The sequence below is a fragment of the Corynebacterium sp. HMSC070E08 genome, assembly GCF_001808895.1.
In the GTDB taxonomy this organism is placed as follows: domain Bacteria; phylum Actinomycetota; class Actinomycetes; order Mycobacteriales; family Mycobacteriaceae; genus Corynebacterium; species Corynebacterium hiratae.
The window spans coordinates 68,441-84,765 of the sequence record NZ_KV794799.1 but is presented as its reverse complement, the minus strand read 5'-3'; the positions used below and the strand labels follow the sequence as shown (position 1 = coordinate 84,765).

Genomic DNA, 16,325 nt, shown 5'->3' with positions numbered 1-16,325 from the left:
GTTTGCCGGTAAAGCGGGTGGGGCCGAAGTACACCTGGTGTAGGCCGGCAAGTTCGGTGGCATCGGCTGGGTCAGCACCGAGCGCGCGGGGCTTATCGGGTGAGCCAGGTATATGCTCCACCAGCGCAATCCCCGAGTTGCGGAGGCGGAGGTAGGTTTCGATATCCCCCATGGGCACGAAGATTAAAGCAGCACCCGCAGCCTCGCAACCGGAGGAACAAAATCCCTGCTCAGAGGCGGGGTTAACGCCGACTAAGGGCAGGGAAGGAATTGGTTGGGGGAACGGCAGCTGTGGGGAGGGACGGAACAAGAAAAGCCCCTCGGGGGAGGGGCTTGGCGGCTACATTTCGGTTAGGGAGCGGTCACCCGACCATTCGATGTGGAAGGTGCCCTCGCGGTCCACGCGCTTGAAGGTGTGGGCGCCGAAGAAATCGCGCTGGCCCTGAATCAAGGCCGCAGGGAGGCGCTCGGCGCGCAGGCTGTCGTAGTAGGACAAAGAAGAAGCAAACACGGGTACCGGCAGCCCCAGCTGGGTGGCAGCCACAACGACGCGACGCCACGGGTCAATCAGGTTTTCCAGCTCACCCTTGAAGTACGGGTCCAGAATGAGGGCCGGAAGGTCGGCGTTATTGTCATAAGCCTCACGGATACGGTCGAGGAACTTCGCGCGAATGATGCAGCCGCCACGCCAGATGGTGGCCAAGTCGCGCGGGTCGACGTTCCAGCCGAACTCGTCCGAACCAGCCTTGATCTCATCAAAGCCCTGAGAATAGGCAATGAGCTTTGCGGCATAGAGCGCACGGCGAACGTCCTCGACGAACTCCGCCTTGTTCACGTTGAGCTCGGTGATCGTACCGGAGGGCAGCTGCCCCTCTTGGGCGGCGGCGCGCTGCGCGGTGGCCGAGGAGAGCGCACGCGCGAACACGGATTCCGCAATGCCGGTGATGGGGACGCCAAGCTCGAGGCCGTTAATGGCAGTCCAGCGGCCGGTGCCCTTCTGGCCGGCGGCGTCCACGATGACGTCGACAAGCGGGGCACCAGTGTCAGGATCGGTTTGCGCCAGCACCTCGGCGGTGATCTCAATGAGGTAGGAGTCCAGGTCGCCGGCATTCCACTCGCGGAAGACCTCAGCGATTTCAGCCGGTTCCATGCCCGCGCCATAGCGAAGGAGCTGGTAGGCCTCGCCGATGACCTGCATGTCGGCGTACTCAATGCCGTTGTGCACCATCTTCACGAAGTGCCCCGCACCATCCGGGCCGATGTGAGTCACACACGGCGTGCCGTCCACCTCAGCAGCGATGGACTCCAGGATCGGCCCCAGCGTTTCCCAGGACTCGGCCGGGCCGCCGGGCATGATGGATGGGCCGTTGAGCGCGCCCTCCTCGCCACCGGAGATACCCGCGCCGACGAAGTGACGGCCCTTAGCTGCGACCTCCTTCTCGCGGCGAATGGTGTCCGTGAACAAGGCATTGCCACCGTCGATGATGATGTCGCCCTCATCCATGGCCTCGGTGAGCTGGTTAATGACGGCGTCGGTAGCCGCGCCCGCCTGCACCATGATGATTGCCTTACGCGGGCGCTCCAGGGAGGCCACGAAGTCTTCAACGGTCTCGGAAGGGATGAAGGCTCCTTCATCGCCATGCTCGCTGATGAGCGCGCGCGTCTTCTCCGGGCTGCGGTTGTAGACCGCGACGGTATTTCCGTTGCGGGCAAAGTTGCGCGCGAGGTTGGAGCCCATGACGGCCAGGCCCACAACACCAATCTGAGCGAGATCTGTCTTTTCAGCAGTTTGAGTCATGTCAACCATCCTACGTCACCGAAATCCACTAACCTGGTGTGGCATGAAACACTCTGAAATCTTCGAAAAGCTCGTCGCAGTATCCCAAACACGGCCGCTTAACGCCGAGGAACTGCAGCTCATTAATTCTCACCCGCAGGGCCTAGCCGGGCTCATCGGTTTGCGTTTCACGCGCATTTCCGCTGATGAGATTCGCTCCGAGGTTGACGTTGTTCCGGATCACCACCAGCCCTGGGGCGTGGCGAATGGAGGGCTTTTCTGCACGATTACGGAGTCCACCGCATCTGTGGGCAGCCTGATCCTTGCGGGCAAGCCGGTTGTGGGCGTGAACAACAACACAGATTTCCTCAAGCCCGTTGCCGAAGGCACCGTCACGGCTGTCGCTACGCCGCTGTACAAGGGCCGCCGCACGCAGCTGTGGGAAGTGAAAATCAGCCAGGGCGATGTACTCCTCGCTGCTTCCACGTTGCGCACCATGGTGGTGCAATAATCCCTACAACCAGTTGTTGCGCCGGAACCACCACCACATTCCGGCCACCACCAAGATCATGAGGCCAATTGCCCCGTAATAGCCCCATGCGAAATGCAGCTCCGGCATGATGTCGAAGTTCATTCCATAGATACCTGCTACAAGTGTTGGCGCTGCCCACATGCCAACCACCGCGGAGATCGTGCGCATGTCGGAGTTTTGCTGCATGCTGATCTTGGCCACGGAGGCGTCGATAAGCGAGGTCAAGCGCTCATCGAACCCCGACACGTGGTCCTGGACCACCAGCTGGTGGTCGTTGACGTCCCGGATATAGGAACGAATCGTCTTCGGAATGAGATCCTTGTGGTCCGCTACCATCGCCCGCAACGCTGGGGAAAGCGGCACGATGGCGTGCTTCATCTCCAAGATTTCGCGCTTGAACATGTAGATACGGTCGATGTTGGGCAGCGAATTCGGGGTGAAGATTTCTTCTTCTAATTCGTCGACCTCGATAGCGATGAGGCGGCAAATCTCCGAATAGCGGTCCACCATCATGTCCAGGATCTTCCACGCCAGCGAAATGGGGCCCTGCTCGACGAGGTCTTGCTCATCTTGGATCACATAGGCGAGATTAGGCAGCTTGGCGGAGTGGCGCACCGTGATAATGAACGTGGCACCAATGATCATCTGGATTTCACCAGTGGAGATAATTTGGCGCTTATCGGCGACCTCGTCGTGGTCGCGGTAGTTCACCGACCGTGCCACCACGAAGAGCTGGTCATCGTAGCGCTCCAGCTTGGGACGCTGGTGCGCCTGGACGACGTCCTCGACGATGAGCTCATGGATGCGGAATTCAGCCGCTACCTTCGTCATCTGCGATTCGAGCGGCTCGTGCAGGCCTACCCACACGAAGCCGCGGCCGTATTCTTCCACGGTTTGCAGCGCGCTGTGCGGGGTAAACTCACCCGGCAGCGCCTCGCCGTCGATGAACACTCGGCAGTGCTCAATGGCACGCTCGACAGGCACGGAAAAACTCGGCGTATTATTGTCCGAAGTGTTTTTCTTGCGTGGCTTGAATGGTGACGGTACAGATGGCATCGTGTCTCAGCCTCCTTCGCTTCGTATAGGCGTTTTATCAGAGCGGCTAAATCTTACACCTCTAAAGGCCTATACTCGTTGTCATGCCTACCTGGAAAGAAGTAACTGCTGCGAACCCCGCCCATTCCCACAACTTTGCACGGAAATGGAAGACGCTGCGGGCCCAGGGTAAGGATATCGACGGGGAAGCCCGGCTTATCGACGCCATGAGTGAACGCCACTCCCGCGTCCTCGACGCCGGCTGCGGTTCCGGACGGCTCGGCGGCGAGTTGGCCAAGCGCGGGCATACCGTAGTGGGCGTGGACGTCGACCCGATTTTGATTGAGCACGCGGTGAATGATTATCCGGAGGCCCGCTGGGAGGTAGGTGACCTTTCGGAAGAGGAAATCCCGGAGGGCAACTTCGACATCGCCGTGGCTGCGGGCAACGTCATGACTTTTATCGCCAACGAAGGGCGCGAGGCGGCCCTGCGCAACGTGTTTAACGCGCTTCGCCCCGGCGGCCGCTTCGTCGTCGGTTTCGGCGAGGGCCGCGGCTGGGGCTTTGAGGAGTTCCTCGAACTGGCCCGCGCGGTGGGCTACCGAGTCGATTTCATTTTCTCCTCGTGGGACATGAAGGTCTTTAAAGAGAACTCCACCTTCATGGTGGCCGTGCTTACTCGTCCAGGTGCCGATCTGCTGGGCTAACTTTGTTTCTCCGCAGCCAGGCGCCGGAGCCGGTGGCCGTGGTCAACGGGCCCGTGTCCGTGTCCGACGTGAAGCGCATCGGCATGCTCAATCGCCTCGTGGAGCCACTCGGTGGCCCAAACCAGTGCTTCGTCGAGGGATTCGCCCGCGCCCAAACGCGCCGCTAGGGCTGAGGACAGCGAGCAGCCCGTGCCGTGCGTGTTCTTCGTATCAATCCGCGGGCAGGGCACGCGCGTGATATCGCCGGAAGGACTTACGGTCGCGTTATCGGCCTCGGCACCATCGAGGTGACCGCCCTTGACTACGACCCACGTGTCATTCTCGCGGGCCCAGGTGGTTGCGACAGAGAGAGCGTCATCAAAGGTGCGCGGTTCTGCTACGCCCGCGAGGACAGCGAGTTCCGGCAGGTTGGGTGTGACCACGGTCGCGCGGCGCGCCAGCTCCCGTACGGCGCGCTCCGCTTCCGGCTCGAGCAGGCGGTCACCGCTGGAGGCGACCATGACCGGATCACAGACCACCGGCACTCCCGCGGGGAGGGAAGCGATGAAGTCGCTCACCGTTTCGGTGATAGCGACGGATCCCAGCATGCCGATCTTGACGGCGTCGATAGTCACGTCGTCCTTGACGCTTGCCAGCTGCTCACGCAGAAACTCCACCGGTGGTGTGTGGATAGCCCGCACGCCCTGCGTATTCTGCGCAACCAGGGCGGTCACCACGGCCATGCCGTAGGCCCCAGCGGCCTCAAAGGACTTGAGGTCGGCGTGAATACCAGCGCCGCCCGTCGGATCGGTGCCGGCGATGCTGAGGACACGGGGCAGCGCAGGTTGGCTCACGGTTTCTCCTTAAGCTTGGCTATTCTTTCGTCTACCGTACATGGCTAAAGAAAAAGGAGAGAGGAAATTTCCTCTCTCCTTATAAGACGCGTAAGACCTAGTGGAGGTCGCGGTCAATCACGTTGCGAGCAACGCGCTGCTGCTGGGTGATCTCCAGGTTGCCGCGGTCGCGCGAGAAGGCGTTGAGAATCCAGTGCAGCGCCACGAGGGTACGGCTGCGGAAGCCAACGATGTAGAAGATGTGCAGTCCGAGCCAGGAGATCCAGGCCGGGAAGCCAGCGAACTCGGTCTTGCCCAACTTGACCACTGCGTTGAAGCGGGAAATGACGGCCATGGAGCCCTTGTCGAAGTACTCAAACGGCTCGGCCTCGTTAGCGGTGGACTCCTCATCAATCTTGGCCTCGATGAGCTTGCCCACGTGGTTGCCGCCCTGGATGGCCACCTGGGCCACACCCGGAAGGCGGTTGAGGGAAATCATGTCGCCGACGATGTAGACGTTCTTGTACTCACCAACCGTGAGGTCCTCGTTTACGGAGACGCGGCCGGCCCGGTCTGCCTCCACGCCTGCCTGGTCGGCAATAAGCTTGCCCAGCGGGGAAGCGGCGACACCTGCAGACCAGATCTTGGTCGCAGCCTCGATGGTGACCTGTTCCTCGGTCTTCATGTTCTTGTAGGTGACGGCGTCAGCGGTGACGTCGGTAACCATGGCGTTGAGGCGCACGTCAACGCCCAGCTTCTCCAGGGTGCGCTGAGCCTTGCGGCCGAGGCGCTTGCCAAACGGAGGAAGCACCTGCGGCGCACCATCCAGGAGGTAAATCTTGGCGGAGGAGGAACCAAAGTTGGAGTAGGTGCCAGCGAAGGTGCGCTGGGCCAGCTCGGCGATCTGGCCGGTGAGCTCAACGCCAGTCGGGCCAGCGCCGACGATGACGAAGGTCAGTAGCTTTTCACGCTTGGCAGGATCCTCTTCCAACTCAGCCTTCTCGAAGGCGGAGATGATGCGGGAGCGGATCTCCAGGGCGTCGTCAAGCGTCTTCATGCCCGGCGCGTGCTCGGCAAAGTGGTCGTTGCCGAAGTAGGACTGGCCAGCGCCGGCGGCGACGATGAGGGAGTCGTAGCCGTAGGTGCGAACAGCGCCGTCAAGTTCTGCGGAGACGGTCTGTTCCTTGATATTGATGTCAGTGACTTCGCCGTTGACGAAGTTGACGTTGTCCTGATGGCGCAGGAGCTGACGCGTGGACGGGGCGATTTCGCCGGCGGAAATGACGCCGGTGGCTACCTGGTAGAGCATCGGCTGGAAGAGGTGGTGGTTCTTCTTGTCGATGAGGGTGATCTCAACATCCGCGTCCTTGAGCTTCTTGACGGCGTTGATGCCGCCGAAGCCGGCACCGATAACAACGACGTGGTGGCGGCCGTTACTAGGGCGGTGGGGAGTTTGCGCCATGGTGATTGAATACCTTCCTGAAGAAAGCTTGATTATTTTACCCGAGTCAGTCTAAACCTTTCTAGCGGTACATGCATACTTTATGGGTTATTAACTGGCTTTTTGGGCCGCGCCTCCACCTCTTCGTGGCCCGCTGGTTTTACTCTAAGTAAATACGTGTGTGCGATGAGGAAGGCTGGCTAGAGCGTGTATTCCCACTTGGCATCGATTGACGCTGCGACGTGGCCCGGCGTAGCAACCGTGCCCTCACCGCGTTTGCTGCGCTTTACGGGCGGCCGGACTGAAGCGGAGTTTGCGCAGGCCTGCGCCAAAGCAGGGGTGGAGCTGGAAGGCGAGGAGCCGGATCTGGCTGTGCTTCACGACGCCCTCTTTTCCCGCATCGCCGATTCGGGCTGGCTGGGCCTGGCTGAGTCTTATATGGCAGGGGAGTGGACGACGCCCGATTCCGATCGCTTGGTCAAGGTTCTCCTGCGGCTGTTGGGGGTGGGGTATCGGCCGAAAGCGAAGGAACTGGCGGTCGAGGCGTCGAGCCCCGGCGAGCTGCCCCTCGACGTGGTGAAGCTGTACGCGGGTGACTCCTTGAGCCATTCGGGCGGAATTTTCGCTAGCGGCGTTCCCACCACGGTGCGCGAGGCGGTCCGCAGCTATAGCGCGCGGGTGGGGAGCAAGGAACCCAAGGAGCACTTCGTCGATGTGACGAGCGTGACCGAGCCTACGCACACGGACCGCGAGGACTTGGGTGATGCACAGCGCCGCGCTGCACAGTGGCTTCTCGATGCCACCCGCACCGGCGCCGGCACACACCTTCTGGTGTACCCGGCGACTGGGCTGCAGGTAGCAGTACAAGCCGTTGCCCGGCGCGCCACCGTTGACGTCCTTACGGGCGACACAGAGCAGCAGGCGCTGTTCGATGAACAACTGCTTCTCGAAGGCGCCGCCGACTCTGTCCATGTGCAGGGCATCGAAACGGCGTTGCCCAATCCGAAGAAGTGGCGCGGGCGCTATGACGCGATTGTCAGCGTAGAGAAGTTAGAGACGCTATCGCCCCCCGAGCGCCGGCGCTACGTACAGATGCTGGATCGCTCGCTGGTCAGCGGTGGGCGTGTGGCTGTGGCCTCGTTGTTCGCCACCGACGCGATGACCCCGGCCGCTCGGTCTGCGATTCAGGTTCTGCGCGCCTATATTTGGCCCGGATTAGACTATCCGACGATCGAGGAGACACACCGACTCTTTGATAGGCGTTCCAACCTGCGCATCATCGCTCAGACCCACACCGGAAGCCACTACCTGGAAACGCTTCGCTACCAGCGCAGTTTCTTCGATGGGCGGCGCCGCGAAGCGGCGGCAGCGGGCTTCGACCAGGTTTTCCGCCGCCTCTGGACCTTCCAGTTCGCTCTCCGCGAGGCGCTGTTCACCTTAGGAATGCTGGATGCCGTGCACGTGGTGGCGACGCACCGCAACCGCGGAGGCCGCCGTTAGCGGTCTACACTGGGCGGCGCCAGAAGCACAACCACTTTGCGGCCCGGAGGGAAAGAACATGGCAGACCGCACAGGAATTATCGCGCACCGAGGGTATAACGGATGGTTCCCGGAGAATACGTACCGTGCCTTCGAGGAGGCTCTCAAGCTTGAGGTGGCCGGTGTGGAGTGCGACGTCAACCTGACCAAGGACGGGGAGGTAGTGGTTATCCACGACCAGACTGTGGATAGGACGTCGGACGGCACAGGCTCTGTCGGTGACATGACACTGGAGGAGCTGCGCACACTCAACTTTGGTACCGACGAGGATCACCAACGCATTCTGCTTCTCGACGAACTGGTGGACCTCATCGAGTCATCCCCCGGAAAGCAGCTGCTCATCGAGACGAAGCACCCGTCTCCTTTCGGGGCGCGACTCGAAGAATCGGTGGCCGAAGTCCTACGCAACCGACATCTCGATGCCGATCCACGGTTCAGTCTGATTTCCTTTAACCCTGAAGCAATTGCGCGATTCCGAAACCTAGTGCCATCCCTGCGCTCCTTTCTTCTCTTGGAACCGGATGCGGGACTACCAGATTCCCTCGAGGGCGCTTCGGGCTTCGGGCCTTCCATTCGCCAGGCACGGTTGGACGCTGACTTCTTTGCAGACGTCGACAGTCAGTCCTACGTCTGGACGGTGAATTTACCGAAGGACATGGAGTGGTGCCGGAACAATGGGATAGAGCTCATGGCAACGGACTTGCCAGAGCTAGCACTCGACGTTGTGCGCTCAGCGAGTTAACGCCAAGCTACGCCCGTGGCCGTTGTGTTCATGCCCGAAAAGGTCTAGCTGGAAAGATGGTGGCGCTTTCTTGCCCGGGAGTTTCTATGGAGTTCTTTCTCCCGTGCTTTGTGTGACGTTCCCCACGCACAGGGAGGGCTTTTGGGGGCTAAGCCCCTGGAATTTTCTTTTTGTTTACTCAATCAAAACGTTGAGTAAACCTTCTGTTTACTGCCTTGGTCTAGTTTCTTCTGCATGGCAAAAACCATCCCCGCGAGCGGGCGAACGGCTGCGATCCCTCCTGTTAACGAGAAGCCGATCGTCTCCGAGGAGTACGCGCGCCACCCACGCAAGCGAAAGCTTGACTGGCGCCAGATCGGCCTAGCGGCATTGCTGATTGGCCCGAACCTTCTCCTTCTCATTCTTTTCACCTATCGACCACTGGTCGATAACATCCGCATCTCTTTCTTTAACTGGAATATTTCATCGCCGACGATGACTTTTGTCGGTCTGCAGAACTACATCGACTGGTTCCAGGCGCCAGATACTGGACGCGTGGTGTTCAACACTGTCGTCTTCACCTTCTTCGCGGTGGTCGGTTCGATGGTTCTGGGGCTAGCGCTGGCATTGCTTCTGGATCAGAAACTGTTTGGCCGTGCGGCTGTGCGCTCAATGGTTTTCGCGCCCTATGTCATCGCTGGCGCGGCGATTGGCGTTGCCTTTCAGTTCGTCTTCGATCCTAACTACGGGCTCATTCAATACTTTTTGGGTCTTATCGGGGTCGATGTGCCGAACTTCTACCAGCAGCAGAACTGGGCATTGTTCATGATTACGGTGACCTACGTGTGGAAGAACGTGGGCTACGTTTTCGTCATCTATCTTGCTGCCCTGCAGGGGCGCCGCCGCGATCTCGATGAGGCCTCTGAGATTGACGGCACCCCGGCCGTGCGACATTTCTTCCGCGTGGTCCTGCCACAGCTTCGCGGTACCACGTTTTTCCTGTTAATCACTGTGCTGCTCAATTCCTTCCAGGTCTTCGACATCATCAACGCGATGACCGGCGGTGGACCGTTTGGTTACGGAACCTCCACGATGGTTTTCCAGGTGTACCAAGAGACGTTCATCAACAACCGTGCCGGCTATGGCGCTGCCGTGGCCACCATCATGTTCCTCGTCGTGCTTGTCATTACGGTGCTGCAGATCAAGTTGCAGGAAAGGATGGATAAGTAAATGTCCGAAAAACGCGCGATTCCGGCTTCTATCAAGGTAGGGCTCCCGCAAGCGAAAGGAGAGCTGCCGCCGGTTCCTGGTTCGCAGTCCCTCGCAGCACCAGTCATCACCGAGGCCCAGCGCAAGCGTAAAGGTGAGCCGGTTGATCACGGTCATCCAGCAACGAAGGTCGTCGGCTACATTGCCTTGGTACTGACAGTGCTGATGATTATGGTGCCACTGTACTTCATTTTCATCACCAGCTTTAAGTCTTTCCAGGATGTGTATTCGGATCCGATTTCCTTCTGGCCTAATCCTTTTAAGGCAGAAAACTATTCGTATGTCTGGCAGACTTCTGGCTTTTCGAGCTACCTGAGAAACTCCATCATCATCACGCTGATTCTCACGGTGGTGGAGGTAGTCCTCGGAGTGCTGACTGCCTATGCCTTCGCATTCATTCGCTTCCCCGGCCGGAATCTGCTGTTCTTGCTCATCATCGCCTCGTTGATGGTGCCCAACCAGATCACCATTATTTCCAATTACTCGCTGGTTGCGTCATGGGGTTGGAGAGACACCTACGCTGGAGTCATCATCCCGTTGGCGGGCGTGGCGTTCGGTGCCTTCCTCATGCGCAATCACTTCCAATCATTGCCGCCGGAGATTCTCGAGGCCGCGCGCATGGACGGGGCAGGATTCTTCACCACCTTGTTCCGAGTGGTCCTGCCCATGTCGTGGCCAACGCTGTCCGCGTTCGTCCTGATCACCGTGGTCAATGAGTGGAACCAATACCTGTGGCCCTTCCTGATTACGGATACACCGGCTGCAGCCACCCTTCCGGTGGGTCTGACCCGCTTGCAGGACGCGGAAGGCGTGACCAACTGGGCGCCGGTGATGGCCGGCACAGTGCTGACAACCCTGCCCATGATCATCATCTTCCTCATACTCCAGAAGCCGATGATTAAGGGCCTGACTGCTGGAGCAGTCAAGGGCTAGCCTGCCTGCTATCCCGACGCCCAACTCGAACAAGTCCCCTGAACTCTTCACTTCTCAAGGAGAACCTCCCCATGTCTCGTAAGATTTCTACTCGTATCGTTGCCGCCTGCGCGGCACTTCTCACCACAGCGTCCTTGACCGCCTGTGCAGGTGGTTCGACCACCGCAGGGAACGACTCAAAGGACGGCGGAGACGCCAACACCATCACCTTCTGGTCCAACCACCCGGGTTCTTCCCGTGACATAGAGCAAGAGCTCATTGATGAGTTCGAGAAGGAGAACCCAGATCTGAAGGTCGAACTGGTTACCGCAGGTTCCAACTACGAGGAAGTTGCACAGCGCTTCAACGCTGCCCTCGCAGGTGGCGACCTTCCCGACGTCCTCGTTGCTTCTGACGTCACGTGGTTCAACTTCGCGCTGAATGAGGCCACGACGCCGCTCGATGAGCTGTGGGAGATGAACGACATTGACTATGAGAGCTACGTCGACACCCTGCGCGACGACTACAAGTACAACGACAAGCACTACGGCGTTCCGTACTCCCGCTCCACGAACCTGATGTACTGGAACACCGATGACCTCAAGGCAGCTGGACTTCCTACCGACCGTGGCCCGAAGGACTGGGAAGAGTTCGACGAGTGGGCCACCAAGATCAAGGACAAGCTCGACAAGCCGGCCGTCACCGTTCCGGATGGATCCAACTACCTCGACTGGTACTTCCAGGGCATGATTTGGGCCTTCGGTGGCTCTTACTCTGATGAGTGGGAACCGAACTTTACGTCGAAGGAGTCCATCGAGGCTGGCAAGTTCTTGCAGGACCAGGTCAAGGCCGGTCACATCGAAATCTCCACTGACCCGACCGTAGCCTTCGGCTCTGGCAAGGCCTCTGGACTGCTGGAGTCCACTGGTTCTCTGGGCGGGCTGAAGGAGACGGCGACGATTCCATTCATCACGACCTACCTGCCAGGCCCTGGTCCTTCGGCAGCCACCGGTGGTGCTGGTCTGGCAGTGCCGGCTGGAGTTTCTGACGAGCGCAAGGCTAACGCGGTCAAGTTCATTGACTTCCTGACGAACACCGAGAACACCATCAAGTTCTCCCAGAAGACGGGTTACATGCCGGTGCGCAAGGACGCCCTGGATGATCCGGAGGAGAAGAAGTTCTTGGAGGAGAACCCGAACGCCCAGACGGCAATCGAGCAGCTCAACGAGAACACCAAGCCGCAGGATTACGCTCGCGTCTTCGTGCCGGGCGGCGGACAGCGCATTGGTGGTGTTCTTGACCGCATCACTGTGGGCAATGAGGATGTGGAGTCCGCATTCGGCGACCTGCAGAAGGAGACGCAGAGCGTTATCGACCGCGACATCACCCCGAAGCTCAAGTAACACTTCGGATCGTTTGAAAGGACACCATGGCTACTGTTGAATTCCGTCAGGCTTCCAGGATTTATGACCCGAAGAAGCCACCGGCGGTCAGCCGCATTAACCTCGATATCAAGGACGGCGAGTTTCTAGTACTCGTCGGACCGTCTGGTTGCGGCAAGTCCACGACATTGCGCATGCTCGCTGGCCTTGAGCCAATCGACGAAGGCCAGATCTTCATCGACGGGGCCGACGTTACCGAGACCCGCTCGCGGGACCGCGATGTAGCCATGGTGTTCCAGTCCTATGCGCTGTACCCCAACATGACAGCACGTCAGAATATGGCGTTTGCATTGCAAAATGCCAAGGTGGATAAGGCAACCATCGAAGAGCGCGTGAGCTTCGCTGCGAAAATGCTGGAGCTGGAGGACCTTATCGATCGCAAGCCCTCCGCAATGTCGGGTGGCCAGCGCCAGCGTGTGGCCATGGGGCGCGCTATCGTGCGCCAGCCCAAGGTCTTTCTCATGGATGAGCCCCTCTCCAATCTGGATGCGAAGCTCCGCGTATCCACGCGTGCGCAGATCCTTCAACTGCAGCGCGAGCTCAACACCACCACGGTCTATGTCACCCACGACCAAACTGAGGCAATGACCATGGGTGATCGCGTGTGTGTCCTCAAACAAGGCATTATTCAGCAAGTCGCCCCGCCTAAAACACTGTACGAGAACCCCGGTAACTCCTTCGTCGCGACGTTCATCGGTTCGCCGGCTATGACTCTCATCGACAACGTCCCCTTCGTTGACGGTCGCGTTGTCAGCGGCAAAGACCAGGCGCTGGACTACTACATGCCACAGGAACAGGCCGCGAAGGTGGGAGCGGATCACGTCCTCGTTGGTGTGCGCCCAGAGAACTGGGAAATCATCGGCGTCAACCAACGAGGTGAAGAGTATGGGATACCGGTTAGGGTCGATATCGTGGAGCACTTAGGCTCCGAGCTGTACGTTTATGGTGGCCGCGAAGAGTCGGCCAATGACGGGACCGTGGTCCGCGGTGACCGCATCACGGTGAAGGTGCCGCGCGGCATTGACGTGCACCAGGGCGACACGATCTACCTTCGCCCGATGAAGGGCGGGTGCGTGTTCTTCGCCCCGGACACCGAAATCAATTACGACTATCTCTAACCCGGCTCCATCACATCTGTTGCGCCGGTGGCAGAGCTCCCGCTGAGGAGTATTGCCACCGTCGCGTTGCTTATGGAGTGACGACCGGACGGGAGGCCCGCTCCAACAGCACTGCGATTGATTCATAGGTCCGCCCGGAGATCATCTCCAGGCCCATCTCACAGGTGCGGTTATCGGAGACGAAGGCGTCGAAGTGCTCCGCGTCGAGAGAAGCGCGTTCTTCGCGCGTGGCGGACTCGACGAGCTCCGGGTGCAGCATAACGCGGTCACCGGCGGAGCCACAGCACATCGCGCCCTCCGGGACCTTCGCTGTGCCGCAGAGGTTCGCCAGGTCAACCAGGGCCTGGCTCATGCCCATGTGATCCGTCGAGCAGGTTGGGTGGACAGCGATGGAGCCCATGTTTTTCACGATCGGCAGGTGTGGCGCGATTTCATCACGGAGCCATTCCACGACATCGAGGATACGCAGATCCTCCCAAAGCTTGCGGTCAGCAGGGGAGAGCACCTCAGGAACGGAATCAAGCAACCCGTGGGTGCAGCTGGCAGCATCGACCACGATGGGCAGCTGGCCGTGCTCCGACCAGTGCCAGAGGTCACGCACAATCTTTTGAGCCTGGTACTCAAACCCCTCCTTGTAGCCCTTGGAGGACCACGGTGTGCCACAGCAATCGCCCGCGACGTCCTCCGGAATCCACACTGGCTGGCCAGCACGGCGTCCTAGTTCCACGATGGCGCGCGGGAGATCGACCGAATCCTTAGCCGCTCCGGCTGGGCGGCCGAAGATGCGGTTGATGCAGGCAGGGAAGTAGAGCGCGCCAGCGCCCTCGCGCGGGGTTTCCGGCAGACGCGATGCGGCCTGCGGAAGCGGCCCCGGGACGGTGGGCAGCAAGTCGGGTGCTACCACGTTACGTGCCATGTTGGCGCCCAGCTCGAGGGGCTTGTGGGGAATCTTGTTGGCGGAGATGATGCCAGCGCGGGCAAGCTTTTCCACCAACTCCCAACGCTGTGCCGTCGTCAGTGCCACCTTCTCGCGGGCCGGGGTGGCCTGCTGGGCGCGCAGCTGTTTCATCACTGCGCCGGTGTCGATGCTAATCGGGCAGGGGATAGAGCAGGTGCCGTCGGCGGCGCACATGTCGACGGCGTCGTACTGATACTCCTTCTGCAGCTGCGCCAAGACCTCTGAGCCTTCTTCCTGCCGGGCCATCTCGCGGCGCAGCACGATGCGCTGGCGCGGGGTCACCGTGGCGTGGCGGGAGGGGCAGACAGGCTCACAGAAACCGCATTCCACACACGGGTTGATCTCTTCCTCGACCTTGGGGAAGGACTTGAAGTTTCGCAGGTGGATGGTCTGGTCCCGGGTGAGCTTCACGTTCGGCGCCAGGATGCCCTTGGGATCGATCATGTTCTTGACTTCCCAGAACAGCTCGAAGGCCTCCGTGCCCCACTCGTGCTCCAGGAAGGGGGCCATGTTCACGCCGGTACCGTGCTCGGCCTTCATCGAGCCCTGGTATTTGTCAATGACCAGCTCGGCCAAATCATCCAAGAACGCGGCATAGGATTCGCGCTCCTCCTCAACGTCGAAGCGCGGGGTAAAGAAGAAGTGCAGGTTGCCAAAAGCAGCGTGGCCCATGACCGACTCCGGGTAGCCGTACTTGGCCTGCAAGTCCAACAGGTCCGCTGCGGCCTCACCGACCTGGGAAGGCGGGAAGCAGACATCCTCGGTGATGTACGCCGTGCCGTTCGGACGGTCCGCGCCCAGCAGGCCGTAGAGACCATTGCGTAGCTCCCACGCGCCGCGCATACCTTCTGCGGTGGTGAGAAATTCGAGGGGGCGCAGTAGTGGGGCGTCGGCAAGCACGGTGCGTAGGCGATCCATAGCCTTGTCCAAGTCCTCCTCGTCGCTGCCGCCGACCTCGACGAGGAGTGCGGCGGCGTCATCGTCGAGGTTGCGCCAGGACTCGGGGGCGTGGGAGTAGTGCTCGGCCGAGCGGCGCATCACCGGGGCAACCAGAAGCTCGCAGGCTTCCGCGCCGGTCTCCATGATGGGGTGCACGTAGTTGGCCGCATCGCGGAGGTTGGGCAGTTCGACCCAGGTCGTGGCCTTGACGCGCGGAAGCTTCACAGTCCGGATGACGGATTCCGTGATGGCACCGAAGATGCCCTCGGAGCCGATGAGCAGGCGCTTAAGGATGTGCACGGGTTCGTCTTCATCGAGGAAGGCATCAATTCGCAGTCCATTGGTGTTGCGAATAGAGAACTTAGTGCGCAGGAACTTCACCATCTCGGTGTTGGCGCGCAGCTTATCGCGGAAGGCCAGCAGATCGGCGTGGAGCTTCGGCTCCTGCTTGCGGAAGGCCTCGTCCCCACGGGACGTATCCACGATGGTGCCAGAAGGCAAGACGAAGATCAGCTCTTCGATGCTGTGGTAGCTATCGCGCTCCAAGGAGCAGCGCATGCCGCCGGAGTTATCAGCCAGCACGCCACCGATGGTGCACACGGACGTGGATCCCGGGTCCGGCCCCAGCATGAAGCCGTGGCGGGAGAGCACTGCCTGGGCATCACCCAAGATGACGCCGGGGCGCGACCACAGCTTGCGGCCTTCTTCGCGCACCTCCATCCCGCCGAAGTGGGTTTTGACATCGACGAGGATGTCATCGCCCATGGCCTGGCCGTTCAGTGACGTTCCTGCTGCACGGAAGGTCATGTGGCGACCGTGAGTATCGCAGTACTTCATCAGCGCAGCGAGGTCCGCGGCGTTGCGAGGGGAGACCACGATGTTCGGGATGGAGCGGTAAGGGCCGGCATCGGAGGAGAAGCGCACGAGGTCGCTGAGTCGGCCGTGCACGTTTTCTGCGCCGACGATGGCTTCCATGTCCGCAACCAGCTCGGCGGGGGAGCCGTGGCGGTAGCGCTCGGAAACGGCGTCGGCCTGGCTGGTAGCGCCGGCCGGGCGTGAGAAACGAGAGGAATCGGGGCTTAGTAGCTTGGACATATTTCTAATCTATCGCTTGACAGTAAAT

At 60.3% G+C, this 16,325-nt stretch carries 12 protein-coding genes and 1 pseudogene; 8 read left to right on the top strand and 5 right to left on the bottom strand.

The genetic code is table 11. The annotated features are described in order from the left end of the window. Positions 1 to 340: 340 nt before the first annotated feature. Positions 341 to 1,798 carry an NADP-dependent phosphogluconate dehydrogenase gene (gene gndA / locus HMPREF2526_RS12715; protein WP_070517781.1) on the bottom strand — a complete coding sequence of 486 codons (1,458 nt, stop codon included), beginning with the start codon at positions 1,796 to 1,798 and terminating at the stop codon, positions 341 to 343. Positions 1,799 to 1,841: 43 nt separating this feature from the next. On the opposite strand from gndA, the gene HMPREF2526_RS12710 reads away from it, so the two are divergent. Next, the gene (locus HMPREF2526_RS12710) at positions 1,842 to 2,288 is read left to right on the top strand and encodes a PaaI family thioesterase (protein WP_070517782.1); all 447 of its coding nucleotides are present in this window, start codon (positions 1,842 to 1,844) and stop codon (positions 2,286 to 2,288) included. Positions 2,289 to 2,291: 3 nt separating this feature from the next. On the opposite strand, the gene corA is transcribed toward HMPREF2526_RS12710, so the two are convergent. Next, positions 2,292 to 3,365, bottom strand: coding sequence for a magnesium/cobalt transporter CorA (gene corA, locus HMPREF2526_RS12705; RefSeq protein WP_070512755.1), 1,074 nt, complete (start codon positions 3,363 to 3,365; stop codon positions 2,292 to 2,294). 83 nt (positions 3,366 to 3,448) lie between these two features. On the opposite strand from corA, the gene HMPREF2526_RS12700 reads away from it, so the two are divergent. Next, the gene (locus HMPREF2526_RS12700) at positions 3,449 to 4,051 is read left to right on the top strand and encodes a class I SAM-dependent methyltransferase (protein WP_049154651.1); all 603 of its coding nucleotides are present in this window, start codon (positions 3,449 to 3,451) and stop codon (positions 4,049 to 4,051) included. A 17-nt stretch (positions 4,052 to 4,068) separates the two neighbouring features. On the opposite strand, the pseudogene thiD reads toward HMPREF2526_RS12700, so the two are convergent. Together thiD and HMPREF2526_RS12690 are read right to left on the bottom strand one after the other, a co-directional pair. Next, positions 4,069 to 4,884: pseudogene (gene thiD / locus HMPREF2526_RS12695) on the bottom strand (bifunctional hydroxymethylpyrimidine kinase/phosphomethylpyrimidine kinase); the annotation flags it as partial. A gap of 97 nt (positions 4,885 to 4,981) precedes the next feature. Beyond that, a complete protein-coding gene (locus tag HMPREF2526_RS12690) occupies positions 4,982 to 6,325 on the bottom strand; it encodes an NAD(P)/FAD-dependent oxidoreductase (protein WP_070512750.1) in 1,344 nt (447 codons plus the stop codon). A gap of 186 nt (positions 6,326 to 6,511) precedes the next feature. Between HMPREF2526_RS12690 and HMPREF2526_RS12685 the strand changes: the two genes are divergently transcribed. From HMPREF2526_RS12685 to HMPREF2526_RS12660, 6 genes are all read left to right on the top strand, one after another. Further along, complete coding sequence (locus HMPREF2526_RS12685) at positions 6,512 to 7,804, top strand: class I SAM-dependent methyltransferase (protein WP_070547447.1); 1,293 nt, start codon at positions 6,512 to 6,514, stop codon at positions 7,802 to 7,804. Between the two features lie 58 nt (positions 7,805 to 7,862). Continuing rightward, positions 7,863 to 8,585, top strand: coding sequence for a glycerophosphodiester phosphodiesterase (locus HMPREF2526_RS12680; protein WP_070547449.1), 723 nt, complete (start codon positions 7,863 to 7,865; stop codon positions 8,583 to 8,585). A 234-nt stretch (positions 8,586 to 8,819) separates the two neighbouring features. Beyond that, complete coding sequence (locus HMPREF2526_RS12675) at positions 8,820 to 9,794, top strand: carbohydrate ABC transporter permease (protein ID WP_046649375.1); 975 nt, start codon at positions 8,820 to 8,822, stop codon at positions 9,792 to 9,794. Continuing rightward, complete coding sequence (locus HMPREF2526_RS12670; protein WP_046649374.1) at positions 9,795 to 10,766, top strand: carbohydrate ABC transporter permease; 972 nt, start codon at positions 9,795 to 9,797, stop codon at positions 10,764 to 10,766. Between the two features lie 71 nt (positions 10,767 to 10,837). Further along, positions 10,838 to 12,148: an ABC transporter substrate-binding protein gene (locus tag HMPREF2526_RS12665; protein WP_070547446.1), complete on the top strand. Its 1,311-nt coding sequence runs from the start codon at positions 10,838 to 10,840 to the stop codon at positions 12,146 to 12,148. A gap of 26 nt (positions 12,149 to 12,174) precedes the next feature. Continuing rightward, the gene (locus tag HMPREF2526_RS12660) at positions 12,175 to 13,305 is read left to right on the top strand and encodes an ABC transporter ATP-binding protein (RefSeq protein WP_070547445.1); all 1,131 of its coding nucleotides are present in this window, start codon (positions 12,175 to 12,177) and stop codon (positions 13,303 to 13,305) included. A gap of 70 nt (positions 13,306 to 13,375) precedes the next feature. On the opposite strand, the gene HMPREF2526_RS12655 is transcribed toward HMPREF2526_RS12660, so the two are convergent. Continuing rightward, the gene (locus tag HMPREF2526_RS12655; RefSeq protein ID WP_070547444.1) at positions 13,376 to 16,297 is read right to left on the bottom strand and encodes an FAD-binding and (Fe-S)-binding domain-containing protein; all 2,922 of its coding nucleotides are present in this window, start codon (positions 16,295 to 16,297) and stop codon (positions 13,376 to 13,378) included. Positions 16,298 to 16,325 lie beyond the last annotated feature (28 nt).

Excerpts from the sequence above, each read along its gene's own strand:
- HMPREF2526_RS12660 (WP_070547445.1), top strand. The coding sequence starts at position 12,175 with ATGGCTACTGTTGAATTCCGTCAGGCTTCCAGGATTTATGACCCGAAG.
- HMPREF2526_RS12665 (WP_070547446.1), top strand. The coding sequence starts at position 10,838 with ATGTCTCGTAAGATTTCTACTCGTATCGTTGCCGCCTGCGCGGCACTT.
- HMPREF2526_RS12680 (WP_070547449.1), top strand. The coding sequence starts at position 7,863 with ATGGCAGACCGCACAGGAATTATCGCGCACCGAGGGTATAACGGATGG.
- corA (WP_070512755.1), bottom strand. The coding sequence starts at position 3,365 with ATGCCATCTGTACCGTCACCATTCAAGCCACGCAAGAAAAACACTTCG.
- HMPREF2526_RS12675 (WP_046649375.1), top strand. The coding sequence starts at position 8,820 with ATGGCAAAAACCATCCCCGCGAGCGGGCGAACGGCTGCGATCCCTCCT.
- HMPREF2526_RS12690 (WP_070512750.1), bottom strand. The coding sequence starts at position 6,325 with ATGGCGCAAACTCCCCACCGCCCTAGTAACGGCCGCCACCACGTCGTT.
- HMPREF2526_RS12710 (WP_070517782.1), top strand. The coding sequence starts at position 1,842 with ATGAAACACTCTGAAATCTTCGAAAAGCTCGTCGCAGTATCCCAAACA.
- gndA (WP_070517781.1), bottom strand. The coding sequence starts at position 1,798 with ATGACTCAAACTGCTGAAAAGACAGATCTCGCTCAGATTGGTGTTGTG.
- HMPREF2526_RS12655 (WP_070547444.1), bottom strand. The coding sequence starts at position 16,297 with ATGTCCAAGCTACTAAGCCCCGATTCCTCTCGTTTCTCACGCCCGGCC.
- HMPREF2526_RS12670 (WP_046649374.1), top strand. The coding sequence starts at position 9,795 with ATGTCCGAAAAACGCGCGATTCCGGCTTCTATCAAGGTAGGGCTCCCG.
- HMPREF2526_RS12700 (WP_049154651.1), top strand. The coding sequence starts at position 3,449 with ATGCCTACCTGGAAAGAAGTAACTGCTGCGAACCCCGCCCATTCCCAC.